Annotated in this window: 29 protein-coding genes; 15 read left to right on the forward strand and 14 right to left on the reverse strand. The window is 41.4% G+C overall.

The features are described from left to right. Positions 1-10: 10 nt before the first annotated feature. From ahlS to FZC79_RS15030, 3 genes are all read left to right on the forward strand, one after another. The gene (gene ahlS / locus FZC79_RS15020) at positions 11-856 is read left to right on the forward strand and encodes an AhlS family quorum-quenching N-acyl homoserine lactonase (RefSeq protein ID WP_148947590.1); all 846 of its coding nucleotides are present in this window, start codon (positions 11-13) and stop codon (positions 854-856) included. 14 nt (positions 857-870) lie between these two features. Beyond that, positions 871-2,049: an iron-containing alcohol dehydrogenase gene (locus FZC79_RS15025; protein ID WP_148947591.1), complete on the forward strand. Its 1,179-nt coding sequence runs from the start codon at positions 871-873 to the stop codon at positions 2,047-2,049. A gap of 506 nt (positions 2,050-2,555) precedes the next feature. Continuing rightward, positions 2,556-3,158: a hypothetical protein gene (locus FZC79_RS15030; protein WP_148947592.1), complete on the forward strand. Its 603-nt coding sequence runs from the start codon at positions 2,556-2,558 to the stop codon at positions 3,156-3,158. 53 nt (positions 3,159-3,211) lie between these two features. Here the strand turns inward: FZC79_RS15030 and FZC79_RS15035 are convergent, their stop codons facing one another. Next, complete coding sequence (locus FZC79_RS15035; protein ID WP_148947593.1) at positions 3,212-4,297, reverse strand: hypothetical protein; 1,086 nt, start codon at positions 4,295-4,297, stop codon at positions 3,212-3,214. A gap of 299 nt (positions 4,298-4,596) precedes the next feature. Between FZC79_RS15035 and FZC79_RS15040 the strand changes: the two genes are divergently transcribed. The 3 genes from FZC79_RS15040 to FZC79_RS15050 all read left to right on the forward strand — a co-directional run bounded on the left by FZC79_RS15040 (position 4,597) and on the right by FZC79_RS15050 (position 8,342). Beyond that, positions 4,597-5,685: a D-TA family PLP-dependent enzyme gene (locus FZC79_RS15040; RefSeq protein WP_148947594.1), complete on the forward strand. Its 1,089-nt coding sequence runs from the start codon at positions 4,597-4,599 to the stop codon at positions 5,683-5,685. 561 nt (positions 5,686-6,246) lie between these two features. Continuing rightward, the gene (locus tag FZC79_RS15045) at positions 6,247-7,002 is read left to right on the forward strand and encodes an RQC-minor-1 family DNA-binding protein (RefSeq protein ID WP_148947595.1); all 756 of its coding nucleotides are present in this window, start codon (positions 6,247-6,249) and stop codon (positions 7,000-7,002) included. Between the two features lie 338 nt (positions 7,003-7,340). Continuing rightward, a complete protein-coding gene (locus FZC79_RS15050; protein WP_148947596.1) occupies positions 7,341-8,342 on the forward strand; it encodes a LysM peptidoglycan-binding domain-containing protein in 1,002 nt (333 codons plus the stop codon). A 246-nt stretch (positions 8,343-8,588) separates the two neighbouring features. On the opposite strand, the gene FZC79_RS15055 is transcribed toward FZC79_RS15050, so the two are convergent. Both FZC79_RS15055 and FZC79_RS15060 read right to left on the reverse strand, forming a co-directional pair. Beyond that, on the reverse strand, positions 8,589-8,951 hold the full coding sequence (locus FZC79_RS15055; RefSeq protein WP_148947597.1) for a DUF948 domain-containing protein: 363 nt from the start codon (positions 8,949-8,951) through the stop codon (positions 8,589-8,591). A gap of 331 nt (positions 8,952-9,282) precedes the next feature. Next, positions 9,283-9,501 carry a hypothetical protein gene (locus tag FZC79_RS15060; protein ID WP_148947598.1) on the reverse strand — a complete coding sequence of 73 codons (219 nt, stop codon included), beginning with the start codon at positions 9,499-9,501 and terminating at the stop codon, positions 9,283-9,285. Between the two features lie 167 nt (positions 9,502-9,668). On the opposite strand from FZC79_RS15060, the gene FZC79_RS23240 reads away from it, so the two are divergent. The 3 genes from FZC79_RS23240 to FZC79_RS15070 all read left to right on the forward strand — a co-directional run bounded on the left by FZC79_RS23240 (position 9,669) and on the right by FZC79_RS15070 (position 12,111). Then, positions 9,669-9,815, forward strand: coding sequence for a hypothetical protein (locus FZC79_RS23240; protein ID WP_187442806.1), 147 nt, complete (start codon positions 9,669-9,671; stop codon positions 9,813-9,815). A gap of 147 nt (positions 9,816-9,962) precedes the next feature. After that, on the forward strand, positions 9,963-10,844 hold the full coding sequence (locus tag FZC79_RS15065) for a DNA helicase (protein WP_148947599.1): 882 nt from the start codon (positions 9,963-9,965) through the stop codon (positions 10,842-10,844). Next, positions 10,795-12,111 carry a replicative DNA helicase gene (locus FZC79_RS15070; protein ID WP_252183346.1) on the forward strand — a complete coding sequence of 439 codons (1,317 nt, stop codon included), beginning with the start codon at positions 10,795-10,797 and terminating at the stop codon, positions 12,109-12,111. Before FZC79_RS15065 ends, FZC79_RS15070 begins: the two co-directional genes overlap by 50 nt. Positions 12,112-12,268: 157 nt before the next feature. Here FZC79_RS15070 and lepB read toward each other — a convergent pair whose 3' ends face one another. The 6 genes from lepB to FZC79_RS15100 form a co-directional block, all read right to left on the reverse strand. Beyond that, on the reverse strand, positions 12,269-12,796 hold the full coding sequence (gene lepB, locus FZC79_RS15075) for a signal peptidase I (RefSeq protein WP_148947600.1): 528 nt from the start codon (positions 12,794-12,796) through the stop codon (positions 12,269-12,271). After that, positions 12,783-13,502, reverse strand: a complete 720-nt coding sequence (locus FZC79_RS15080) for an ABC transporter ATP-binding protein (RefSeq protein WP_187442807.1) — start codon at positions 13,500-13,502, stop codon at positions 12,783-12,785. The genes lepB and FZC79_RS15080 overlap by 14 nt, the downstream gene beginning before the upstream one ends. Further along, positions 13,499-14,689: an ABC transporter permease gene (locus FZC79_RS15085; RefSeq protein ID WP_187442808.1), complete on the reverse strand. Its 1,191-nt coding sequence runs from the start codon at positions 14,687-14,689 to the stop codon at positions 13,499-13,501. Before FZC79_RS15085 ends, FZC79_RS15080 begins: the two co-directional genes overlap by 4 nt. 2 nt (positions 14,690-14,691) lie before the next feature. After that, positions 14,692-15,723 carry an ABC transporter permease gene (locus tag FZC79_RS15090; protein WP_148947602.1) on the reverse strand — a complete coding sequence of 344 codons (1,032 nt, stop codon included), beginning with the start codon at positions 15,721-15,723 and terminating at the stop codon, positions 14,692-14,694. Positions 15,724-15,817: 94 nt separating this feature from the next. Beyond that, a complete protein-coding gene (locus FZC79_RS15095; protein ID WP_148947603.1) occupies positions 15,818-16,168 on the reverse strand; it encodes a hypothetical protein in 351 nt (116 codons plus the stop codon). A 558-nt stretch (positions 16,169-16,726) separates the two neighbouring features. After that, complete coding sequence (locus tag FZC79_RS15100) at positions 16,727-18,004, reverse strand: L-lactate MFS transporter (protein ID WP_148947604.1); 1,278 nt, start codon at positions 18,002-18,004, stop codon at positions 16,727-16,729. 284 nt (positions 18,005-18,288) lie between these two features. On the opposite strand from FZC79_RS15100, the gene FZC79_RS15105 reads away from it, so the two are divergent. Together FZC79_RS15105 and FZC79_RS15110 are read left to right on the forward strand one after the other, a co-directional pair. Beyond that, a complete protein-coding gene (locus FZC79_RS15105) occupies positions 18,289-18,522 on the forward strand; it encodes a hypothetical protein (RefSeq protein ID WP_148947605.1) in 234 nt (77 codons plus the stop codon). Between the two features lie 173 nt (positions 18,523-18,695). After that, positions 18,696-19,832 carry an alpha-hydroxy-acid oxidizing protein gene (locus FZC79_RS15110; protein WP_252183347.1) on the forward strand — a complete coding sequence of 379 codons (1,137 nt, stop codon included), beginning with the start codon at positions 18,696-18,698 and terminating at the stop codon, positions 19,830-19,832. Between the two features lie 833 nt (positions 19,833-20,665). On the opposite strand, the gene FZC79_RS15115 is transcribed toward FZC79_RS15110, so the two are convergent. Then, positions 20,666-20,953: a hypothetical protein gene (locus FZC79_RS15115; RefSeq protein ID WP_148947607.1), complete on the reverse strand. Its 288-nt coding sequence runs from the start codon at positions 20,951-20,953 to the stop codon at positions 20,666-20,668. A gap of 741 nt (positions 20,954-21,694) precedes the next feature. Here FZC79_RS15115 and FZC79_RS15120 point away from each other — a divergent pair. Then, positions 21,695-21,925, forward strand: a complete 231-nt coding sequence (locus FZC79_RS15120; protein WP_148947608.1) for a hypothetical protein — start codon at positions 21,695-21,697, stop codon at positions 21,923-21,925. A 137-nt stretch (positions 21,926-22,062) separates the two neighbouring features. Here FZC79_RS15120 and FZC79_RS15125 read toward each other — a convergent pair whose 3' ends face one another. Next, a complete protein-coding gene (locus FZC79_RS15125) occupies positions 22,063-22,881 on the reverse strand; it encodes a TraX family protein (RefSeq protein ID WP_148947609.1) in 819 nt (272 codons plus the stop codon). Positions 22,882-22,952: 71 nt separating this feature from the next. Then, positions 22,953-23,459 carry a hypothetical protein gene (locus FZC79_RS15130; RefSeq protein ID WP_148947610.1) on the reverse strand — a complete coding sequence of 169 codons (507 nt, stop codon included), beginning with the start codon at positions 23,457-23,459 and terminating at the stop codon, positions 22,953-22,955. 354 nt (positions 23,460-23,813) lie between these two features. On the opposite strand from FZC79_RS15130, the gene FZC79_RS15140 reads away from it, so the two are divergent. From FZC79_RS15140 to FZC79_RS15150, 3 genes are all read left to right on the forward strand, one after another. Next, on the forward strand, positions 23,814-24,047 hold the full coding sequence (locus FZC79_RS15140) for a hypothetical protein (protein ID WP_148947611.1): 234 nt from the start codon (positions 23,814-23,816) through the stop codon (positions 24,045-24,047). 148 nt (positions 24,048-24,195) lie between these two features. Continuing rightward, the gene (locus tag FZC79_RS15145; protein WP_148947612.1) at positions 24,196-24,426 is read left to right on the forward strand and encodes a hypothetical protein; all 231 of its coding nucleotides are present in this window, start codon (positions 24,196-24,198) and stop codon (positions 24,424-24,426) included. 149 nt (positions 24,427-24,575) lie between these two features. Continuing rightward, positions 24,576-24,938, forward strand: a complete 363-nt coding sequence (locus tag FZC79_RS15150; RefSeq protein WP_148947613.1) for a hypothetical protein — start codon at positions 24,576-24,578, stop codon at positions 24,936-24,938. Between the two features lie 114 nt (positions 24,939-25,052). On the opposite strand, the gene FZC79_RS15155 is transcribed toward FZC79_RS15150, so the two are convergent. Then, complete coding sequence (locus tag FZC79_RS15155) at positions 25,053-25,598, reverse strand: GNAT family N-acetyltransferase (RefSeq protein ID WP_148947614.1); 546 nt, start codon at positions 25,596-25,598, stop codon at positions 25,053-25,055. A gap of 179 nt (positions 25,599-25,777) precedes the next feature. Continuing rightward, positions 25,778-26,065: a hypothetical protein gene (locus FZC79_RS23245; protein WP_187442809.1), complete on the reverse strand. Its 288-nt coding sequence runs from the start codon at positions 26,063-26,065 to the stop codon at positions 25,778-25,780. Between the last annotated feature and the right edge of the window lie 223 nt (positions 26,066-26,288).

Raw genomic sequence — 26,288 nt, forward strand, 5'->3', positions numbered from 1 at the left:
AGGAAGAAAAATGAACATTATTACACCAAAACCAAAGCTGTATGTTATGGATAATGGACGAATGAAAATGGACAAGAACTGGATGATCGCCATGCATAATCCCGCAACGATTAACAATCCAAATGCACAGACAGAGTTCGTTGAGTTCCCTGTGTACACAGTACTGATCGACCATCCAGAAGGAAAAATCCTCTTTGATACAGCTTGTAATCCAAACTCGATGGGAGCAGAAGGACGATGGGGAGAAGCGACTCAGCAGATGTTCCCGATTTCCATGAGTGAAGAATGCTATCTTCATAACCGTTTGGAGCAGTTGAATGTAAGACCAGAAGAGATCAAATATGTCGTTGCGTCCCATCTTCACTTGGACCACGCCGGCTGCCTGGAGATGTTCACCAATGCCAAAATCATCGTCCATGAAGACGAATTGAACGGAACTCTTCAAACCTATGCCCGCAACCAGAAAGAAGGAGCCTATGTATGGGGTGATATTGATGCATGGATCAAAAACAACCTGCAGTGGAAGACCGTAAAACGGACAGAAGATAACCTGCAGCTGGCAGAAGGAATCAAGCTGTTGAATTTCGGAAGCGGCCATGCCTGGGGAATGCTCGGCCTCCATATCGATATGCCGGAAACAGGCGGAATCATCCTTGCCTCTGATGCCGTCTACACAGCCGAAAGCTTCGGACCGCCAATCAAGCCGCCAGGAATTCTCTATGATTCAGTGGGCTACTCAAGCGCCGTTGAAAAAATCCGCAGAATCGCCAGAGAAACCAATTCAGATGTATGGTTCGGACATGATTCAGAGCAATTCAAGAATTTCCGCAAATCCACCGAAGGCTATTACGAATAAAAGGAGGAACAAGGATGAGTTTTTCAAAACTGGTATTCGCTCCTTTAAGTTATACAGGATGGGGTTCATTAGAGCAGCTTGTGCCTGAAGTGCAAAAGTATGCTCCTGAAAAAATCCTCGTTGTGACCGATCCTTTGCTGGCTGACATCGGCCTGGCAAAACGAGTGACAGACCCTCTGGAGGAGAACGGATTCAATGTGACTCTGTACACAGACGTAGTACCGGAGCCTCCTTTGGAAACAGGGGAAAAGCTGGTATCCTTTACCCGCGAAGGAAAGTTTGAACTGGTGATCGGCGTCGGCGGGGGAAGCGCAATGGACCTCGCCAAGCTTGCAGCTGTAATGGCTGCCCATGAAGGCCCGGCTGCAGATTATTTGAATCTATCAGGAACGAAACAGGTAGAACACAAAGGTCTGCCTAAAATTTTGATTCCAACGACCTCCGGGACAGGCTCAGAGGTGACGAATATCTCTGTCCTTTCATTAGAGTCAACCAAGGATGTCGTCACCCACGATTACCTGCTGGCGGATGTCGCAATTGTCGATCCGGAATTAACCGTCTCGGTCCCGCCGAAAGTAACGGCCGCAACAGGGATCGACGCCCTGACTCATGCAGTCGAGGCTTACGTGTCAATTAACGCCAGCCCGACATCGGACGGACTTGCTCTCCAAGCGATAAGACTGATTGCCCGCTCAATCAGGACAGCCGTCAAGGACGGAGAAAATAAACAAGCCCGTATTGATATGAGCCACGGCAGCTATATCGCCGGACTGGCTTTCTTCAATGCCGGAGTAGCGGGAGTCCATGCACTGGCCTATCCGCTTGGGGGACAATTTCATATTTCCCACGGTGAATCCAATGCCGTCCTGCTGCCCTACGTCATGGGTTACATCCGAAAAAGCTGCACCACGCGTATGGCCGACATACTGAATGCCCTGGGAGGAAACTCTCTCTACTTATCAGATGATGAAGCTTCCTATAAGTGTGTCGAGGAACTCGTCCGGCTCGTCAAAGATGTCGGCATTCCTCAGACTCTATCAGAATTCGATATACCCGAATCAGCTCTGGAAAGCCTGAATCAGGACGGAGTGAAGCAAAAAAGGCTGCTTGCCAGAAGCCCGCTTCCTTTAGGAGAAGAGGATATCCGGAAGATTTACAGGTCCGCGTTTGAAGGCAATGTAGTTGAGGGGTAGTGCGTAGTAGAATTCCTGTAGTACCAGGTGTGCTTGTGAGGTGCAAGACGGAAAATCGCAGGCCAGATCAAACCTCACAGTACAATTCCAAGTTAGAACGGCTGAGAGATGTAATAATCTCTCAGCCTTTTTCTGAAAATAAAGGAGTTGAAAAGGAAGTCTGAAAAATAAGGGGAGAAATTCCCCTTATTTACGGAATAGTGCCCAAAATCAGCCTGAATAGAGGGAGAAATTCCCGCTATTCTCTTAAAAACCGGGAAAATAGCCTGTTTTTCAGCGCTTAAGGGGAAAATTTCCCCTTATCTACGCAGGAATAGAGTCCAACTTTGCATTTAACGGGAAAATCTCCCCTTATTTTTGATGAAATGTGTTGGTTACTAAATTAGTTCAAGCCCTGGGCCCTATCACCTAAATGAATTGTAGTTTATGCTCCTTCCTTGTTTCCCTAATTCTCCCAAACTATAATAGTAGTAATAGAAGCTAGAAATTAAAGGGGTGAAGACAGTTTGGCAAAACTACCAATCAAACCAATTGTAAAACTAGCCAAAACCCATGGGCCGGCAGCTGTTAAGTTCGTTAAGAAGCACGGACCCGCGATATCACAAGGAGCAGCCTTTGTGGGCAGCGCCGGCAAAATGGCAAAGGATTTTCGGAAAAACAGAAAAGAGTCTGAGCAGTACCTGGAGAAAAACCATCCTCGAAAAATCCGTTTTCAACAGTATAAAACGAAAATATTGCCTGATCTTCATAACATGAATAGATTAGAACTTTTTAAAGGTAAATTAGAAGTTGAAGGTTTTATTGCGCAAATCAAAGAGGAAGAAAAGAAGGAGGCAGGTGTGAAAAAGCCGCTCCATTCCAAGCGCCTGAAAGACTGGAACGATATATTAATTCAAATTGAGGCGAAAATAGCGAATAAGGATTACCAGGAATATATCATGATCTATAATAATCCTTCCTATCATAGTGAGTACTTTAAAGGGTATGAAAGACAGCTGAAAAAGTTCAAAAGCTTAGCGGAAAATCAAGACAACGACGAACTGTATGAATTTCTTCTTACACATACAAAAAGAAGCAGAGAAGAAATCAAGGTCGATTTTTCACTGTGAATCAATTCTAAAAAGGCAGACAAATCAAAAGGTCCATCTGCCTTTATCCACATTTACTGCCCCACCAACGGATACGTCCTGATTTCCTGCGCCGTATCGTTCACTAAACGAATTTCCCACGCATTAAAGTCAAGCGCGGCAAGCTGCATGGCGTTTTCAAACACCGTGCGGTCAGCTTCTGTAATGGTCTCCTCATCCATCGTATATTGAACAGTCGCATTTCCGTTTTGGAGTGAAGCGCTCACGATTTCCAATCCTTCTACAATGGCTGAAGAGTAGAATGTGTCTTCATTTTCCACTGTGCCCATCGCTTCTACCGTCTCCGGGAGGGATAGAGGCTCTCCGTTTTCATTCTCAACCTGCTCCTCTAAGTCCCCGCCGGGCAGGAATAGAGTCTGCTCTGTGTCTTTGTCGTAAATCGTATAGTACCCGCGCGAAAGTCCTCTTTCGTCTTTGATGATGATGGGCTTATCAATTGGGCTTTGCGCTACAATGATGTCTTCCTCGCCATCGGGATTGGTGAAAATAATTTCTTCAATGCCATAGAAACCGCTGATCCCGACTAACGAGTCATAGAATAGAGTCGTCTGTGCAGAAGTTGTGGATAACTGATTTCCTTCTACATTAAAATGCACCTGAAGCCTTGGCCATTCTGCAGATATCTCAGTAAAGGAGCCAAGGATCTCTTGTTCAGAAGGATCATTTTCGATAAGCGACGTCTTTAACCGTTCTTCGGGTGAAAGGTTTTCCCCTTCTTCACGTGTAATCGTATAGGCTGTAAGAAACTCGGTCCCTGTATCGTACGGGTGTGAGTCAATGAAATAATTCGGAGTGATTTGAGCTCCTCCGTAGGTGTCAGAATTATCATCACCGTCTTCATTTGAGGCTTCGCCAGCTTCATTTGAGGAATCATCGCCTTCACTTGTGGATTCGTCTTCCATGTCCTCTTGCTCAGTGGTGTCTTCATCACTAGTTCCCTCGGTTTCCAGTTCGTCCGTATCCTCTGTCACTGCGGCATCTTGAGAGTTTTCATCAAGAGCTTCGTCACCTTGGCCGGTTGCACCGTTTTCAGAGTTTTGGCAGCTTACCAGCAGAAAAGCAATAGAAGCCATTCCAGCTATCCTGGTTATTTTCTTCACTCCTAATTCCCCCTTTTTTTCCTATGTACCCTATCCTGGGATATTAAACAGATAATTACATATTTAGAACAGAGGGACAGGTTCCTCGTCCTACCAAATATTAACAATTGAAAGGGTGAGTCAGCAGTAAGGTCACCGAAAGAACTCCAGCTGAATAGCTGTGTAAAGCTTTATCTCCATTGGGTGGCAGAGTCTTTTTATTTTTCAAGAGAATTGTAGAACTAACCCTGTCATTTAGGAAGGAATTAATGTACGACAGTTGAATTAGAAAAAGAGACACAACTGGAGGGGAATGATTTATGACGTTAATCACAAACCTGGATACACCGACCTTACTGCTCGATTACCAAAAACTCATGAAAAACATTAACGAGATTACAAGCTTTGCAAAAGAGAATAACCTGGCATACCGGCCGCATATCAAAACACATAAATCCGTCGATATCGCGAAGCTGCAGCTGCAAGCAGGAGCTGTCGGTATAACCACCGCGACCATTCCCGAAGCAGAAGCAATGGCTGCCGGCGGTATCAAGGACATCCTGATCGCACACCCAATCTCTAGTCCGCAAAAGATTAAGAGATTGATCAACCTTCTGGAGAGAGGCGTGCAGCTGAAAATAATAGTAGACAGCAAGGAACAGCTGGTCTATCTGCAAAAGGAACTGGAGCATACACCTTTTACATTAGAGGTATGGATAAAAATCAATTCCGGTCTGAACAGATGCGGCGTGGAACCAGGCAAGGATGCCCTAGTTTTAGCGAAAGAGATAATGATGCATACAAAACTGAAGCTCGGCGGGATCTTAACCCATGCAGGACATTCCTATGCGGCATCAAGCTCTGAACAGATTGAAAAAATCGGTCTCCAGGAAGGACAGGCAGTCGTCCAAAGTGCCGAGGAGTGTGAGAAAGCGGGGATCCCCATCCCGGTAAGAAGTGTCGGTTCCACACCGACCTACAAAATCTCGGGGAAAGTGCCGGGAATCACGGAAATCAGGCCGGGGAATGCGGTATTCTTTGACGCCATTCAAGTGGGATTAGGCGTAACAACCATTGAAAACTGTGCACTCACGGTTTTGGCTTCTGTCGTGGGTGTTCATCCAGACCGGATTGTCTTTGACACAGGAAGCAAAACCCTCTGCCTGGACAAAGGCGCACATGGAAACGAGAGTGTGAAGGGGTTTGGCCATGTGGTCGGGCATCCGGAAGTAACGATTGAACGGTTGTCGGAAGAACATGGGGTTGGAGTTGTCGCTGGGGAAACTTCCTTAAAATTAAACGATAAGGTGCAGATTATTCCTAATCATGCTTGTACAGTTGCGAATATGTTTGAGGAGTATGTTGTGTATGAGGGTGGAGAGATAAAGGATGTTTGGAAGGTGGAATAAGATGACATTAGGGGAGATTTGAAAAAAGATAGAAGAATTTTGGTCAACCGAATAACACAAAAAGAAAAAGGCACTTATTTAAGTGTCTTTTTTGTCCTGACTATTTGCTAGAGTTTCAAAAGAGCAATCAGCTGCTCGTTTAGTTCGAGGATCTTTTGCTTAATGGATCTCCCAACTCCTTTTGCGTTATACGGGAGGTAGTACAATACGAATACGACGACTGAAATGGCGATTAATCCATAAATGATCTCAACCAAAATAAGAATCACTACATTTTTTTAAAACATAATGTCATAAACAGGCCAAAAACCAGACCGGCTGCTTTCACGAAATATGGAATGAGGGACAAGTGAAATGAATCCCCGCACACCTGTCCTTTTTGTTTGAAAACTTCAATCCATCCTCACAAGCAAAGTTCATATGAAAATGATAAAATTTTCAATGACTAGAAAGTTGAAATAGATTCAGTGTCACTGTCACGTTGCTTCAAATCAAATTTATATCATCTATTATTTATGACGATAATTGAACCATAACACTGAAGAGGAGTTGTTTTCTTATATGACTGTATCCATTTCATTATCTCATGAGGAAATCAGGGCCATTTTAAGAGGAGCCGATGCCATTATTGCCCAGGGAGGAAGAACGCTCCTAGCCAAAATTTTGAAGGGATCACGTGAGAAGAAGGTTCTGGAGCTGAAGTTGGACAAGTCTCCCGTGTATGGCCGCTTTCGCTCGGAAAAATTGGATAACATCATGCTGAAAATCGACTGGATGATTGATCATGATTTTCTCGAAATTGAGTACTTTGGAAAACTTCCGATGATTGTTTACACGGAGAGGGGATGGCTGATCGAATCGGATCAATATACGGATGAATTCATCAGCGAGTGGGAAGAATGGATTTCACAGAAAAAAGAAAATCCGGACATGACCTATTTAAAAGATCGGAACCGGCAAATGATTCTTTTGATGCTGCAGAAAATCAAAGAGTCCGGAAATAAAGATTTCATTCCTTATCTGAAATTATGGAAAGAGATTGATTATAAAAAAGTCAAAACCGAGATTCAAAATACAATAGAGGCTTTGGAAGCAAGTGAACCAGTCGATGAAGCAGCAGCTCGGGAAAGACAAAGCAGAATTCATGAGGCTTTAAAAGGAGCGGCACCGGAAGATTTCCTTCTGAAGTGCTATGAATGTGGAGACCGATTCTTATTTACTGTCGGAGAACAGCAGTTTTATAAGCAGAAAGGGTTTGACTTGCCGAAGAGATGCGGTGACTGCCGCGAATTGAACTTAGAACATTCCTATTGGTAATAAACGAGCTTCAGTCTTAAGGAGACAGAGGGACTAGGTTCCTCGTCCCACCAAAAATAATACCACCTGTAAGTAGAGCCATGAGGCTTGGCGGCGGTTTGATAGACAGCAGGCTTCAGTTGTTTGAAGTCAGATGTCCTTCGTGACTCACATGAGAGAAATCAGGCGTCTGTTTTACAAAATCAGGTGTTCCTCGTGAGTGGTATGAGAGACACCAGAAAAAAATATTGTAATAAATGGTTGGTTGTAAAAGGAGTAAGAATATTTCTCCCTGGTTTTACACACTATTAAAAAGATAATGTAAAAGTTATTTATTACATCCAGAAAGGACAGAAGGTATGAAAAAAATTGTGCTGCTCATTTTCACAGTCTCATTCTTGCTCATAAATTTATCTCCTGTCCAAGCGCAAAATAATCCGAGAAACATTTATGAGGTAAAACCAGGAGATTATTTATGGAAGATTGCTCAGACCTATAATATGACTGTGCAAGACCTGAAACAAATCAACGGCTTACAAACAGATCTCCTATTAATCGGGCAAAAGTTAAGGGTTTCCATTGATTACAAAGTTGTTCCCGGAGATACGCTTTGGAAGCTTTCGCAGACTTTTACTTCTACAGTTCCACTAATCAAAACAGCCAATGGTCTTAAATCGAATACGATTTATATCGGGCAAAAATTAAAGATTCCTCCGAAAAAACTCAGAATGAAAGGACAATTCTTTCTGATGACAAGAGAGGAATTTAAAGACTGGATTTTCAACCAAAAATTCACTAGGAAAGTGGGAAAGGTTCAACAACATCATACGTACCAGCCATCTTATCAGTCATTTAACGGTTCTAATCATTTTACATTGCTGCAGGGGATGAAGGACCATCATGTAACAGGCATGAATTGGAGCGATATCAGTCAGCAATTGACCACATTCCCCGACGGTTCAGTGGCACTAGGCAGACCGTTCAACACACCTCCCGAAGGTTCATTTGGATTGCTGAATGAAGCTGTCATGCACGAAATCGAAAAAGATGCTGTAGCGATTGAAAACGTCGGAAACTTCGATGCTGAACACATGACAGACGAGCAAAGGGAAACCATTATAACGGTTACCGCCTTGCTCATGTTGAAATATGATTTGCAGCCAACGGTTGATACTATTACTTATCATCACTGGTGGGATATTAACACAGGGAAGAGAGTGCTAGATGCAGGTCACGGACATGCTATTAAGACTTGCCCTGGTACTGGATTTTTTGGTGGAAACTCCACAGACGATGCAAAAAATAACTTTTATCCTCTAGTAGACAGAAAAATGCATGAAATTTGGGCTGCTATGCAATAGTAAGGAGTAACGTCTTCTTTTTCTAGAACCATCAGGCCAGCCCCCAAGTGCACAAACTATTAACGTGCCGGGAGTCAGGTCGCTAACTCCCTAAGTGCGATAATTTAAAATGCGTGAGGGACAGCTATCTTATTGAAAACGAGGATGTTCACTGGAAACCGCGACAGGTACCCGGGTCAAGGAACTTGTGAAATTACTACAAAAAAAGGAACCATGTGGCGTATCCCCATGGTTCTTTGTGGTTTCTCACTTCAGTTTAATCTGCACCGGCTTGCTCTCCTGCGTATGAATCGTCTGCGGCTTTCGCGTTCCTAAAGCCTTTCTTTTTACGGAGCTTGTCACGCTGTGTATCATTTCTCCTACATCTTGAGCCGACTCAACCAGCGGGTCAACGGCTTTCATTTTTCCTTTTACATCGTCAGAAATCTGGTTGGCTGTATGAATCATTTCTTCTGCTTCATCTGTGAGGCTGTTTACAGATGTACGGGCATCATGCAATGTCTTTCTGGTTTCAGCAAGTGTGGCCATTACTTTTCGCAATGTGAGGATCAAATAAACGACGAGAATCGTAAACGCGATAGCTGCGATAACAGCACTCATCTCAAGCATTGAGACCAGCTCCCTTCTTTTATACAAGTCTATGAGAAGGGAGGGGTAGACATTCCTTCTCTTGAATTGGAATTATTAGGTAAGCGAGGGGCTGAGACCTGTAATTCAATCTAAAAATCTGCGTGCTTTTTTCTTAAACGAACGTTTGATTACAAAGCGGGGATCTGACTTTGAAGTAGATCATTCTGAAGGAAGCTAACATCCGATTAAGACGCGGGACCTTCTAAAGGTTGCACATTAGGGATAGCGTAGGGTGGGGTTCTTTGTTCTTAAGTTAGGGGACAGCTTTTAGTAGCATTTAGCGGCGGGTTTCCTAATTTTTATAGTATACCTATTCATTAAGAACTTCCCAATCAATTAGATCATCATTTTCGATGTCCAATTCAGCCTGTTTGAGTATCTTTTTTTCTTTTTCGGTTAAAGGAGCATTATCGGCTTCTACAATCGTTTCTTTTTCAATAACTACCCGGAGAAGGTTATAAACAAGCTTGGTATCCTTTTCGTTCACAAGGCCGATAAGCAAATGAAGATCTTCTTTTTGAATACTCATAGAACCACCTCTTGAAGGATTTTGTTGTTTTTATTATATGCCATAAGCGGTAATGGGGACAGTTGCTTACCGGGGGTCAGGCCCCTTAATCAGTAAAAATTGATAAGTACCTAACACATGAATTACTATAGAAGGTAGTAAATTAGTGTGATGTTGGAGTGAGTTTAATGAAGTGGACTTTTGAAAAAAACAAGAAACCTCTTTTTGTATTGATCCTTATCCTTTTATTCATTGCCGGTCTGCTCGATATAATCTTTGAAGGCTTGGTCTTTCAATTATTACCGGAATCGGTTCAGGCATTTTTTAAGTTCTGAAAATCTGATAACACCAATATACGAATTTCACTTTAGAATGCTGACTCTCATGCTGAGAGCTCAGCATTTTTTTTGAAAGTGGTGTCCTGTTTTCAAGAACCTCTCTATATAAAAGGTGAGAAAACAATTTATTGGGAGGTTTTACTAATGACTGGATGGATCAAATTTAACAGAAGCACGATTGAAAGTCCGATTTGGGGGAGCCCGTTTACCTTGAGGCTTCTATTATTATTGAGCTGCAGGGCGCTGCAAAAAGAATTCATGTATATAGAAGAAGTGAAGGTACATAGAGGTCAGTATTTACGGTCGTATTCGCGGCTGGCTGAAGATTTGCAGTATGTGGAGAATGGCAATTTGAAGATCCCGTCGAAGAACACGATCAAACTGAGTGTCGATCGTTTGAGGAAGTATGGTCTCATCTCTACCGAGGAAACCAAAATCGGTACGTTGTTTACATTACTCCAAAATGACGGAGATTTTTCTGCGCACGAAAACGGTAGAACGGAGGATGAAGCACAGCAAGACAAAGCGGTTATGAATGCGTCACTAAAAGAAGAATGTAAGAAAGGTAGAGAAGAGAAAGAAAAAGAGAGCGTGCGCGCGAGGAATGACCTGTCTTCTAAACCAGATGTGCAGAGGAGAGTTGAGAAGGTCACGGAAGGATTTTTGAAGCTACGAAACTCAGGATTTTATATTTCTCCTAAAGAGCAGTGTGCCATTGGAAAAATTGCTGAGAAGGAGATTGAAGTAGAAACGCTGCTGTGCTGGATGGGCGAGATCCAGTCTGCCTACCGAAAGCGGAATACGAACAGCACGATCAAGTCGTTTATTTACTACGAGAAGGCTTTGCGGCGAAAGATCAGGGACTCAAGCAGTGCGTCAAAGTCGCCAACCTCTTCTGCTCATCCTTTAAAACAAACGAATGACTTCCTTGCCAAGCTGGAGAAGTGGAAGAGAGAGGGGGAGGACCGCCTTGCAAATGGATCTAAGAGAATCAAACCGTCCTTTGAGCCTGAGTGGATCCGATGAAATGGCGGGTGGGCAGGCATTGTTTGAAGCCGAAAGCATGGTGCTTGGAGCAGTTTTCCTGGAACCTGCGGCCATCAACGACATCATCCTGAAACCACAACATTTTTCTCAGAGCAGGCACCAGGTTATTTTTACAGCGATGAGGGGGCTGCAGCACGATGGGGTAGAAATCAATGCTTTCAGTTTGGTCAATCTTCTGGGTGCCGGGATTGAAAATGTCGGCGGCGTTACATACCTAACGGAGATCTCCCTTTGCTGTCCTTCAGTGAGCGGGCTGGAGCATTATCAGGAAGTGATGTTGAAGTCTTACAGGATAAGGGAGCTGCGTAAATCGGCGGCCCATTTCCTGAATCATTCGAGCGGGGAAACGGCAGAGGCTTTTTATCAAAAATATGTTGAGACACAGGAACTCAGGAGCGAAAAAGGGAAAAGAAAGGGCGAGGCATTAGTCGAGCTTTATGAATCTCTGTATTCCGATCCAGTACATGCCGGCATCTCTTCCGGATATGACAACCTTGACGGATTAACGGGAGGGTTCAAACCAGGGGAACTGATCATTGTCGCCGGAAGGCCATCGATGGGGAAGACCGCCTTAGTCCTCAATCTGGCCTATAACACAGCCTTAAGAGGAACGGTGGTCGATTTCTTTTCGCTCGAGATGAGTGAGGTGCAGCTTTATCAGCGGCTGATCAGCAGGATGACCTACATCGATGCGTCCAAATGGCAGAATCCGTTTCGTATCTTCTCAGAAAAAGAAACCCAAAAGGCGAACGAAGCACTGAACACGTGCTACAAAATGCCTTTTCAAATCCATGATCAAGGCAGGCTTACTCTGGATGAAATCCGGGCAAGAATCCAGAAGACAAGAAGGGAAAACGAAAATGCTCCTTGTTTAGTGGTCATTGATTATCTGCAGTTGATTCCGGTTGAAGGTAAGTTTGAACGTCATGATCTCGCCATAGGTGCCATTACCAGGGAATTGAAGCAGATGGCAAAACAGTACAAAGTGCCGATCATCTTACTGTCCCAGCTTTCCCGGTCAGTCGAGCAGCGCCAGGACAAACGGCCGTTGATGTCCGACCTTCGCGACTCGGGGAGCATTGAACAGGATGCAGATATCGTCATGCTGCTTTATAGGGAAGGGTATTATAAACAAGGTTCCACTGGGCTGGAGACGGAAATTAACCTGGTTAAGCACCGGAATGGACCGGTTGGGACGGTTAGGTTGAATTTTATTAAGGAGTTTAGTTGGTTTGTTTCGAAGTAAAAAGGGGTGTTGACGGGAGTGCTTCTGTTAGGGAAGAGCATAACTTTTATTTAACTGGAGGGACAGAAGGGGACTGTCCCATATTCAAAGAAAACTATAATTAAAGCAGGGATGATAAGGCTTCTGAGATTTTACCTCTGTGTCTGCTTCGATACGCTTAAGAAAAAACAGTGAACTGGTTGAAGGGAAAATACCTTACTTTCACTTCACCGCTGATTGCATCCAAAGCCACAAAGCCATATAGGCGGCTGTCCCCGCTCTTCTCGCGGTTATCTCCCATAACATAAATCGAACCTTCTGGCACAGTTACCTTTAAATCTTCTGTTAGATTTTGACCTTGTTCCACTTTTTCCTTGTTAGCAGCAAGATAGGGTTCAATATATTCTTTTCCATTCACCCTTAACACATCATTCTTCACTTCGACTATATCTCTGGGAAGACCTATTACTCTTTTAATATGCTCCTCACCATGATTTGGGGATTGGAAGACAATTAGGTCGAAACGGTTAATCTCACTGATTTTAGAAATGAATACTTTATTATTGGTATCGAAGGTCGGGTTCATGGACTCACCCTTAACCGTAACAGGAGAAAACAAAAACTGCCTGCAGACTAGCACTACAGCCAATGTTATTAAGATTGTCTTAAACCAGGAGGACAGCTCTTTAGATTTAAAAGGTTCCATATGCTCTCTCCTTTAGTGGTTTCCCTTTAATTTCTCCTGCGATTTTACCATCTTCCATTTGAATGATTCTTTCACATAAGGCAGCAACTTCTAAGTCATGAGTAACAATAATAACGGTCTTTCCTTCTTCGTGAAGACCCAATAATAAATTGAGTATTTCTTTGGAGGTATTTTGATCAAGTGCCCCTGTAGGTTCATCCGCCAAGATTAATTGCGGTTCGTTAATCAGTGCTCTGCCGATGGCAACCCGCTGCTTTTGCCCCCCTGAAAGAAGGGCTGATTTTTCTTTGGCTTTATTATCGATTCCTAATCGGGCCAGTAAATGATCGACCTTTTGTTGACGTTCTTTTCTTAAGCTCTTGTCCTTAACATACATGAGGGGCAAAGCAACATTTTGCCTTACGGTATAGTGATCTACGAGAGCAAAGTCTTGCATCACGAAACCAATCGCCTCGTTGCGAAGCTTGGCCATTTCTGTTTTGGATTTATGGCTGACAGGTTTATCAGCCAAATAGTAATCACCTTGGGTTGGGTAATCCAAGCACCCAATAATATTCAACAAGGTTGATTTTCCGCTTCCGGATGTCCCCGTAATAGCTATTAATTCTCCTTCGGCAATAGTGAGCGATACTCCTTGCAGAGCATTGACAAGAGAATCCTTACTGCCAAAGGACTTCTGTATGTTATCCAATCTGATCATAGTCATCTGTTTCTCCACCTCAATATTGTGCTGACTTCAATCCTGTTCATTTTAACAATGGGCACTACACAGATCATGCCACCAAGAAGGATGCTGGCAAGAATGGTAATGTTTCCTGATGTTCCAGTCCCGGCTACGCTAAGGCTCACCAAGTTGCCTATGATGATGAAAGGGAGAATTTGCGAAACAACACGGACCACCAAAGAACTGTTCAAGGCACCAGAAAGCAAATGTACACCGAATTCATACAAGTTCTTATCAATAAATTGTAAAAAAGAGATAGTAAAACTGATTAAAGTAAATAGAGATACTAATGAAGTTAAAAATAGCTGCATTTGTATCCATTTTTCCTTATCACGAACCACCACTGTAACTTGATCTCTCATACTTTTATAAGCGAAAGAGTAGGTATCAAGTTCAGCAGCATATTTGATAACGTTACCCATTCCTTCTTCCTTGGCGGGAATAATATACGCTTTGTTAATCAGAGCATCTAAATCCGTATTATCAATGGCGTAGTTCACATTCTGCGGCATTAAAATCATACTATCAAGATGTTGAAAGTCTCTTGAGGACATGATGTCAATATAACTCATTCCTTCCTTTAATACTCCCACCACTTGATATTCAAGACCATTCAGATCGGTAAATGAATCTCCTGTTTTAACAACGTCTCTAAAATCAGACCCCACTACTACAGGGATAGATTCCCCAACAGTTGTATAATCTTGTTCAGAAAAGAGCCGCCCTGAATCTGTTTCCATATTAAAGTACTTGAAGAATAAATCGGATACCGTGAGATAAGGAAGAACCACTTGGTTTCCGTATCTTTCAAGGCTGTCAACGTTCAGGAGAGCACCCTCTTGACTATCCATTGTGGAAGAATACAGGGAAAAGGACTGAAATTCTTCATTATTAAAAATGTAATTGTACAGGGCTTTCAAATCCTGGAATCGTTCCTTATTGCTTAGCAGTTCATCTATCTGTTTTTCATCCGTCATATCCATCAACGAATAGATTTCCTGATGTTCATTCAGCCTTTTTACTTCTTTGGTCATTCTTTGGAGGTCGATAAATGAAGTGATTGTCAGGTTGATCAGAACCAGAACCATGACCGCTTGAACCAGCAGGATCAGAGAAGTGGCCTTTCTTCGCCACAAATCTTTCAACGCAAGAAGAAGTTGATACACCATAATCAAATCCCCTTCCTGATGGTTTCTTTTTTTCGGTAGTCCCATAACGTAGAAGTAATCTCGGTCATCGTCCCTAGAATAAGGCAAAACACTAGTGCAATCACAATTCCTCTGATATTAAGGTCATTTACGACATAGTTGAAAACACCTGATTGAACGATGATGAAAGAGACTGCTAATCCTGCTGCAAAACTGCCAGCAACAATCAGCCAGTAATCTTTCAGCAGCCACCACTGGAGGCTCTTGAACGTTGCGCCCACCAAATATCTGGCATAAATTTCATCATTTCGAGAATGTATCCAAGCCAGGGTGGTTCCAATTGTATTAATGGCAATCAAAAATAGAGTAGCGGCCAGTAAGATGACTACAAGTGCCTGATCCTGGATGACCAGCCCGGCTCGTTCTTTGACTGTTTTTTTCAGCGGAAGGATTTGATAGTTCAATTCCGTATTTCCAGATACTAACGTATCAAGCGTCTGCGTGATTTCTTTTGCTTCAAGGCCGTCAATATAATAAGTTCCAGTTACATCCGCTTGCTTGTCTAATGACGCATAGAATGAACTGTCCTGATTGATATTCTTTTCTTGCTTATCAAAAGATGCAATTACGTGATATGGCTCGCTTTTATAGAGAAAAATCGTTTCTCCATCCTGTGTTACTGTATTATGCAGCAAAGCCTCATCCAAAATCATTACGGGAGATTCTTCATCTCTTGAAATTGTTTTAACAGAAAAAGGGAGTTCTCTATTATGTATTAAATATTCCACCCCATAGTTTGAGCCGTTATCTTTATATAACAAGAAAGGGGAGGAGTTCTTTGCAAGCAATTCATCAACGAACTGCCCAGTAGTCAGGGAGGATCCGCCTGAAGGAGAAACAATGGAAACTTGTAAACTCTCATCTCCGAGGCCGTCTTGAAGGATGCCTGTTGCCTTATAAGAATTTAATAGAGCAGAAAACGCCAAACAACTGAATGCCGCCACTGCAATATAATAGATGATGATATAAACAGATTTCTTCACTAGTGTTGTCATTCTTCATGACTCCTTTAAAAGCGGATGCTCACTCTTTTTAAAGAATGAGCATCGCAGATATCACGATTAAGCTGATTGCGTTTTAGAAATATAACTATCCATAATTAGTGTACATGGTAGAGAACGGATTGTTCGATTTACTCTTGGATACACTATATTCTTTGTTTGTTGAAGTGCTGGAAGCCTTGGAAGAATATACACGCCCAGAGTCGTAACTGCCTTCTTGAATTCTTACATAAGTTTGTTTAACATTTTCTCCAGCTTTCAGGTTATAACCTGCACCACTTACAACTTTCCAGCTTGGATTAAACCATGCAGTAGCTGTAATGGTAAAAGTACCAGTGCTTGAAAAACCATTGATCGTTTTTCCGGCAACCATGCTTCCTCCACCAACTAATAATCCCAATGCTAAAGTAGATCCAATAATTGCTTTTTTCACTTTCATTTTCATTTTTCCTTTCGTCGATAACCGCGGCTAACTTGTAAGATTTTGTATACAAGCTAATATTAATTCCACTCTACTAGAATAGTCAATCGGAAATTGTAAAATATTCCTAAATAAATAATTTCATCTTCGAGTAGAGCTGCAGACTAAAGTAGGTTTGGGCTGTACAGAGGGGCGAGAAGGTTAATAGAAGAAGAGTTTTCAAGGGATAAGTGGACAGATGAGTAACAGTTCACTGTTCTCCGTCTCTTAGTTGTCACTAAAATGAAGAAGGTGAAAGTAGTTATTAGGGGGCAGAGAGACAAGTGAACTGTCTCTTCGGTTGAGTAGGTTAATTTATGTAAAATGAAAAGTCATGGAAAAAGCTATGCACTCATCAGAAGAAAGAGTGAGGGCCAGAGCCCAGGTACAATAATGTATTCTTTACCTGGGCTCTGGCCCTGACTTGCTGCACCTTTTAAAAAAGGAAATTACCCCCACATTGCTAAGAATCTAAAGCTTAATAAGAACAAGAAACTCCTCAAATAGCTTCCGACATATGTCGTGGCGTCACTGTGACTATACAGGAATACCACCTTTGGAATAGACAGTATTTCGTTTTTCATTATTTCTCATTCTTTTAATATCAGCACGTAGGAAAAGACTAATAACGAATGCGAAAGAAATCAATGTCAGAAAAACGTAGAAGACAGGAATGTAGCTCCCGGTTGATCCCCTGATACTTGAAACAAGTAACGGGCCGAGAATCCCGCCAAGAGACCAGGTTGTTAAAAGATACCCATGTATTGCCCCCAGTTGTTTTGTTCCGAACAAATCCCCAATGAATGCCGGAAGATTGGAGAAACCTCCGCCATAACAGCTGACCACTAAAAAGATTAGTATTTGAAACAAAATTATATTTGTTGTCATTGGTAATGTAACAAACGCTATCAATTGGATAACAAAAAAGATTATGAACACATTTTGCCTGCCTAAATAATCCGAAGCGGCAGCCCATCCAAGTCTTCCACCGCCATTGAAAATCCCCATGATTCCTACCATGGCTGCGGCCGCTGCAGCAGATAAGCCAACGATGTCTTGAGCCATTGGAGATGCGACAGATATCATCATAATTCCGGCACTTGTATTAATTAACATCATCGACCATAACATCCAAAAGTGTTTTGTTCTAATAGCTTCGTTCGCTGTTAATTGTCTTAAGTCTTTTTTGATGGTTTGTTCATCAGCTGCCGCCGCTTTCTTAAGATTATCTGGTAACCAGCCTTCTTTAGGAGGAGCAATATACGAAGCACCCAGAATCATAAGAACAAAATAACTTGCACCTAAAATATAAAAAGTACTTGAAATCCCTATCGACTCCATAAGAGCAGCCGCTGCTGGAGCAGTAATGAGTGCTCCCATACCAAACCCTAGTACGGCCATACCAGTTGCTAAACCTCTTCGATCAGGAAACCACTTTACTAATGTCGAGACAGGTGAGATATAACCAATCCCCAATCCAAATCCACTCAGCAATCCATACGTGATGATGAAAAGGATGGAAGAATCCAATACGACAGCAATTCCTGAACCGGCTTGTCCTAACCCAAACAATACAGCAGCGACCGCCGCAGATTTCCTGGGGCCGTTTCTTTCTACAAAGTTTCCCATAAAAGCAGCCGTAAATCCTGCAAGCGCCATCATTACTGTGAATGCCAATGTAACGTGTGATTCTGACCATCCCATATTGTCAACCAACGGATTCTTATATACGCTGTACGCATATGCAGCACCAATGGAAAGGTGTATAGCTATTGCCGATAAAGCAATAAGCCACCTGTTTTTTGTTTTCTTCACATAAACTCCTCCTTAGATGAAATATTTTCTCCGTGAATTCTCCCAGTTTCTGTGTGATATATACAAATATAGTATAGTCAGGAATAAAAATCTAATAATTTAGACTAATTTAATTATTTTTACAATTTCAGCAAGAGAGGCAGCCCCCTAATGGCATCTACCACAAAAGAAAGAAGAAAAGGAACTAGTACGCAGTCCTGAAATAGCAAAAGGAAAATGACTAACCCTGAAGAGTCCTGAATAATATGTTGAGAGTAAACTTAATATTAACCAGGGGGGAGTCCATGTTAATAAAGCTATTAAAAGGTTTGTTCGCTAAATGGGAAATGATCTATTCCACTCATGATTTCGCTGAATACTCAGCCATGAAGGGGAGGCTGGAAAACAATAGCATTCCCTATAAGATGAAAACGGTGAGTCCAGGAGCAGGAAAGGGAGAGGCGGCCTCGTATCAACTTTTCGTGTCAAAAGCCTTGATGAAAAAAGCAAATGAGGCGATTCATTATAAAGATTCTTAAATCAAGAGAATCAGGAAAATCAAAGAATCTGGGCCTGCCCCCCAGTACACTAACGTATTAACGCATTAATGCACCGGGGGTCAGGCCCCGTCTTAAATATAAGTTTTCTGATAAATTTGAATATTAAGTGCTGCTATGCCATAATTTATCTAAAAAGTATGGGGGATGAGAAAATGAAGATGGCGGCCAAGGATGTAAATTCATTGAATGGCGATCGACACCTGACCATTAATGAATGGGAGGAAGAGGCCAAAGCGCTGATGGAAAGGAAAGCATTTGATTACATAGCAAGGGGGTCAGGGGAAGAATCCACTTTAATGGCAAACAGAAAAGCGTTTTCGAGGTATCAAATTTCCCATAGAGTCCTTCGTGACGTTTCCCATATCGATACTTCCATGAACTTGTTTGGTAGTACGATCTCATCTCCTGTCCTGCTGGCACCTATTGGAGTGCAGACCATCGCACATCCAGAAGGGGAGCTGGCATCCGCCCGCGCAGCTGCCGCCATGAATGTGCCTTTTGTAGTAAGCACAGTTTCTTCTTATTCAATGGAGGAGATTGGGGAGCAAATGGGAGACTCAATTCGGTGGTTTCAGCTTTATTATTCAGGTAATGAAAAGGTTGCCGAAAGCATGATTAAACGTGCAGAATCTTCGGGATACACAGCCATCGTCCTTACAGTTGACACGCCAATCATGGGCTTCAGGGAAAGTGACCATCGAAACAAATATTCACCGGTAGGCGAGGGAGCCGGAAGCGGAAACTATTTCACAGACCCTGAGTTTTGTCGTTTGCTCGAAAAACCTGTTATGGAAGACAAAGAAGCCGCATTAAAAAAGCAGTATGAGTTATTCGAAAACCCAGCTGTCACATGGGATGCAATCCGCAAGATCCGGCAATACACCAATCTCCCCATCCTTCTAAAAGGGATTGTTCATCCCGAAGATGCCAGCCTTGCTTTGGAGTATGAGGTAGATGGATTAATAGTTTCCAATCATGGAGGAAGACAACTGGATCATGGAGTGGCAACTTTGGATGTTCTGGAAAAGATCTGTGATGTTGTTCAAGGAGAAATTCCGGTATTGTTTGACAGCGGCATACGTCGGGGAAGTGATATTTTCAAAGCATTGGCACTTGGTGCTTCAGCTGCACTGCTCGGAAGGCCTTTCATCTACGGCCTTGCCAGAGAGGGAGAAGACGGTGTGAAAAAAGTCGTAAGTCAAATCACGACAGAATTTGAAACAACAATGGCCCTTGCTGGAGCAGCGAAAATCAGGGAGATAGATAAAACTTACTTGGTATGGAAATAAGAGAATAGAAGGGACAACAAGCTGAGGGAAAGGTCGAAGCCACTGAAAAATGATCATTTTTATTACTTACTAAGCACGCATTTTGCGGATTTCAAAAGTGTAAAATTAAAGTAATAGAAACAGATTGATCTCCCTTCTTAGAGGATAGTATTGCTGCTATCCTCTTTAAATTTGCGCTAGAGTGGTTAACTTGGCTTGTAAGGCCATGCTTTTTAGGAGAATCACCATGAAAAAACAAAAGATGGCGAGTCTGCACATTCTTTAGTAGAATTTTATGGAGTGTTTCAAAATTAATTACTAATAAATAGTATAAGGGAGGGGGGGTCTCCCGCGCTATTACTACCGGAAAGTAGAAGGAAAATGGGAAAATATATAATTTATAATTTGAAACTACTACCCTTACATATGTTTTTGTACCTATGTTTATTTGTAGGTATATTATTGGCTGGTAACGCGGATGATTTTTTACTGCCTGTTACAGCACTTATAGCCCAACTTTACATAGCAGGTCTTATTCCTAACATTATATATGCAATTAGACATAGAAAACAGCACTGGAACCTATCCGGGCTACTTCTCACTCTGCCTATCCTGGTTGTCCCGTATATAGTAATAGCGTTAATCATGAGAGTTTTTTATCTGGGTTAACTCTCTGAGAGTCAGGCCCCTTTTCCGCTCTATTAACTCATGGTTCAATGGAGCAATAATGATTTTACTTTCAGTATTCATATTCCGCCCTGCCTTTTTCATTGATTTAACTTTCATTAAAAACAAACTTATTCAGCAAATGCCCCTTCTACTACCAGTAATTATGAACCTAAAGTCCAGGGCCGTTATGCGTTTGGCGGGTTACCCATTTGGCCAAGCATCATGATAACGATCACAATCCCCGCACTGAATAGGGCGATATAAATGGCTATTCCAGCAAGTATATTTTTTTCTGTCTTTTTAACGAAAGCCATAACCCCAAAAACCACCGATACAATAATGGACAAAGCGATAAGAGATAAACCGAAATAGATATCAATCCTTATTAGTCTATAAAGGATCGCAAAGAAAAAGGGTACTGGGAAAACGCTTAATAGTAATGACCAGTAGCTTAACCAAGAGAATTGTTTCAATCTCCTCACTCCCTCAATAATTATTTATTCATCCTCCATAGCCGCCCATGCCTCACTTTTCTTGAAACGTAAGATACTGTTTTTTTACATAAAGAGATTTATCCTTTATTTTCCTTTATTAAACAATTTTATCATTAGTAGGTGTATTACAGTAGGAAATCAGGGCCTGACTCCCTATACATTAACGCATTAACGTGCCGGGGGTCAGGCCCCTTTTTTTTGAAGTTTGTAAAGGAGTTTAGTTGGTTTGTTTCGGGGTGAATGTGGTTGGTGTGAAACAGGTAACTCTACATTAATTTTATAAAGGTAAAAGTGATGGAAAAAGCAGTGTACTCCAAATCCCAGGTACAATAATGTATTCTTTATCTGAGCTCTGGCCCTGACTTTACTACACCTTCCGACAAATGTCGGGGTGTCACTGTGAGTGTAGATTAATAGGAAAGGCCCTTTTCTAAAAGATTGTTTCTTTTAAAAGCTATTTTATCTCCTCCTCATTTTCACGTAGAAGGATTGGAGCGTAAGGCGTGTGACCTCCTGCGGGACTAGCGGGACAGGTGAGACCCCGGAGGCGAAGCCGAGGAGGCTCAACGCCCGCCCCGCGGAGTCGCGCGCCTGTAGCGGAAATCCATTACTTTTAAAATAGCCACAATCTTTGCGAAAACAGTCAAAGGAAAAGACTAACCCTGAAGAGTCCTGAATAATATGTTGAGTATAAACTTAATATTAACGAGGGGGAAGTCCATGGTAATAAAACTAATAAAAGGTTTGTTCGCTAAATGGGAAATGATCTATTCCACTCCTGATTTCGATGAATACTCAGCCATGAAGGGGAGGCTGGAAAACAATAGCATTCCCTATAAGATGAAAACGGTGACTCCAGGAGTTGAAAAGGGAGAAGCAGCCTCGTATCAGCTTTTCGTGTCAAAAGCCTTGATGAAAAAAGCAAACGAGGCGATTCATTACAAAGATTAATAAATCAAGAGAATCAGGAAAATCAGAGCCTGCCCCCCCAGTACACTAACGTATTAACGTACTGGGGGTCAGGCCCTGCCTTTCAGACTCCCGCTACATTAACGTACTGGGGGTCAGAACCTGCCTTTTTATAAGTACTAGAACCTTAAAGATAGTCCTATAAAATAAAGTATAACAATATGTAATGGATAGAAAATGTAAAAGAAATATTTTAGCCCGATACCTTTTTCTCCATTGTATAGCAAGATAAAAGGCAGTGCTAAAATCATCATCCATTGAAAATCCATACTTGGTATAACGATATCCCAAAAATGCCCTTTCAAGTCATTAAAATTGCTTATTACAATAATCATCGCAAAACAGTATAGGGTATAAGCCATACTGCTCTTGAGCTTATTACCATGATAAAAGTAAAAGATTGATCCCATCAAGATAAAGAGTACACTTCCTTCAGTAAGGAAAAAATTTCCGAGTAACGAACCAAGGAACATATAGTTTGCTATTGAGTCATTTAATTGAAGTAAATCATAGTTTTCCACTAGTAGAACAGCCAACAACATAGAAACTATTTGCCAAATAAAAAGTAAAATAATAAATTTAAATTTTCTATTTTCGAATAGACATATTAATAAAGAGATAAAAAATAGAGGACTAAAAAAATTGTTAGTAATGTAAAAGGTGTGAATTGGCGACTCTCCTACTTTTTGTGGATAATAAACAAATTGATTGATAGTCATATTCAATAAAGCCATTCCTACAGATGCTACATATAAACGAATCATGTATTTTCTTCTACTATGTGTATGTTTGTATCCAACAATCACGCAAAAAATAAAGATAGGAGCAGAAATTCTACCAACCCACCGAAACCAATCAGGGGTGTCGGGTATAAAATGACCTAAGTGGTCAATAAACATGGCGATCAATGCAATGGTTTTTAATTTTGTATTTGTCATCTCACTCCCCCTTGTTAAAGATATTAAAACGCCAAGGTAAGAACCTTGACGTTTTATAAGTGCTCCCCTTTTTAATAGTCAACATAACCCTCAAAATTGCTTGGAGCATGAAAGCGTAAATAATATCCTTCTTCAGGGTCTAATCCACTTGGGTAACCGTATCCTGTGCTATTTGGACTGATATAATAGGTTTTAACTACAGTCTCACTCAAAAAATAAGGCTTCATAATATCAACTCTTAATCTTGAATCACTATAGTTACGCATTTGAATTTTGTAAGAACTAGAACCAGTGAATTTTTTATTAGTATACAAAGAAGAGATTTCAGCTTCTCCAGCAAAATACATTCTTCCATCTGAAAAAATATTATGTTCACTACCAGGAGGGGTTAGCCCAAGTGGAGAAATACCTTCGTCATCTTTCTTAGACTCTAACTGGGGTTCTATAGAAACACCTATATTCTCTGTTACTAACTTCCTATCATTTTCACTGTGCTTTACTTCAGTAAATGAGTTAGCTGTGCCCGTTACAAATGTGCCGAAAAATAAAAGTAAAATCAAAGCTAGAACCTTTTTCATAATTTCCTCCTTCTTTACTATTATTCTACTCAACACTAACATACAAATAATTGAATTATTGTTAAAAAAATGTAAATATTATCCCTCATTTCCCAAGATGTTCTTTTAGACACTGGCTGTTCCACAACTATCTTGGATACGGATGAAGTAGAGGAGATTGGACTTGTAATAGACCGAGCAAATGGCAGGCCAAGAAGGATGTATGGAGTTGGAGGGGAAAGCGAACTCTGCTACGAAATCAGGGCCTGACCCCCAGTACACTAACGCATTAACGTGCCGGGGGTCAGGCCCCTAATGGTAAAGAGTCCTGAATAATATGTTGAGAGTAAACTTAATATTACGAGGGGAAAGTCCATGGTAATAAAACTAATAAAAGGTTTGTTCGCTAAATGGGAAATGATCTATTCCACTCCTGATTTCGATGAATACTCAGCCATGAAGGGGATGCTGGAAAACAACAGCATTCCTTATAAGATGAAAACGGTGAGTCCAGGAGTAGAAAAGGGAGAAGCGGCCTCGTATCAGCTTTTCGTGTCAAAAGCCTTGATGAAAAAAGCAAACGAGGCGATTCATTATAAAGATGCTTAAATCAAGAGAATCAGGGCCTGCCCCCAGTACACTAACGCATTAACTTACCGGGGGACAGGCCCCGCCTTTAAGGCCCCGTCCTTGTAAAAGAGTTAATCTATTTAATGAAGAATGATATACTAAAAACAATAACAAGGAGGTGTAACCAGTGAAATGGGAACAAGTACGTGAACAGTATCCGGAGCAATGGGTACTTGTAGAGGCTATTTCGGCCTATTCGAAAAATTCAATACGCTATCTGGATGAATTAACAGTCATTTCTCACTTCCCCGATTCAACTCCCGCATGGAAAGAATTCAAAAAACTTCATTTAGCAGAACCTACACGTGAATACTACATTTTTCATACTGACCACCATACAATTGAAGTTAAAGAATAAAAGTTCACTGGAGTCAGGTGACGACTTCAATGAAGATAGAGATGACTGATGGATTACCCATCGTTTCAGTTATATAGAATCAGGCCTGACCCCGGTACACTATTAGATTAGGCACCTTTATCAAATGTCTCTTATATAAGGTGGTAATTATGAAAATCCAAGAACTAATAAACACTGTTAACTATTGGGACTCAACACTTCTAACATTAGACATCAACTATTTTGCAGATGAATTAACATTAAAATGTGAAGAAGGGTCTTTTCTGTTTGTTGGGTGTAATAACTTGAACATTGAGAACTATCACGTTTCAAGTGAAGAAGAAATCTCTCCAAAGCACTGGGAATATGGAAAAAGCCCTTACTCCCTTCAAGACATCAAGGTGGTTGAACTTAATAAAGATACAAAAAACAAATATCAAGGCATATATCAAGTGAATATATTGATGGATTTAATGCTTATTAAGCTGACATGCAATAAAATTACGGTAAAGGACGAAAAGATTACTCTATAGATTATAAAAAGCCCACTTTATATTTAATGGGCTTTATCGGGACAGAGGAAACTATCCCATATTTCCTTTATGGTGAGACTCCTAAGAATCCCCGGGATCATTCCGCCTTCCCAATTACTCAAACAACTTATACCAATACAATGTAGTTTCAATATTGGGGTTATATGACTGCTTCAGTGTATCAGCCCCGCCCAGCAAGAATCCGTGCTTCACATAAAATCTGCATGCACCAAGGTTATCATCTTGTGTTTCCAAGGACATTCCTATAAGTTTCCTCTGTTTTGCCCACTCTTCCGCTTTATTTAAAAGCAGCTTTCCAATTCCGCTTCCTCTATACTCTTTTTTAGCAGCAATGTTTTCAATATAACAGAAGTGATTCCAGTCCTTAACGATTCTAATCTGCCCTATGCAAGTATCATTGGTATAAGCTAAAAACAAGGCTCGATCCTCTGAGTTTATATATTGTCTCCAATCAAGTTTGTCATCTGGAAAACGTGTTTCGCTGGGTTCATCAAAAAGAATCTCTTTATAAGTCCATTTTCCTGATTGCAAACTGGGAACAACTTTTCCATACAACGTAAAATAATCATTTGTCTTATGGATGTCCTCTATTAACTCATGTTTCAATGGAGTAACGATAATATTACTTTCACTATTCATATACCACCCTGCCTTTTCATGGAATTAACTATCATTAAAAACAAACTTATTCAGAAAATGCCACTTTTACTCCCAGTAATTATAAATCTATGCGAATCACGGTCTGCCCCCTATCACAATAACGTATTTAACGTACCGGGGGCAGGCACCGCTTTTCATGAACCTAAAGTCCAGGACCATCATGCGTTTGGCGGGTTACCCATTTGGCCAAGCATCATGATAACGATTACAATCCCCGCACTGAATAGGGCGATATAAATGGCTATTCCAGCAAGTATATTTTTTTCTGTCTTTTTAACGAAAGCAATAACCCCAAAAACCACCGATAAAATAATGGACAAGGCGATAAGAGATAAACTGAAATAGATATCAATCCTTATTAGCCTATAAAGGATCGCAAAGAAAAAGGGTACTGGGAAAACGCTTAATAGTAAAGACCAGTAGCTTAACCAAGAGAATTTTTTCAATCTCCTCACTCCCTTAAAAATTAATTATTCTTTCGCCATAGCCGCCCATGCCTCACTTTTCCTGAAACGTAAGATACTGTTTTTTCACATAAAGAGATGTATCCTTTATTTTCCTATCTTAAACGATTTTATCATTAGTAGGTGTTTTACAGTAGGAAATAAGGGCCTGACCCCGGTACGTTAATGCGTTAATGTACTGGAGGCAGGCCCTTTTATTCTATTG

It is taken from the genome of Rossellomorea vietnamensis (assembly GCF_008180615.1).
Taxonomy (GTDB): Bacteria; Bacillota; Bacilli; order Bacillales; family Bacillaceae_B; genus Rossellomorea; species Rossellomorea vietnamensis_D.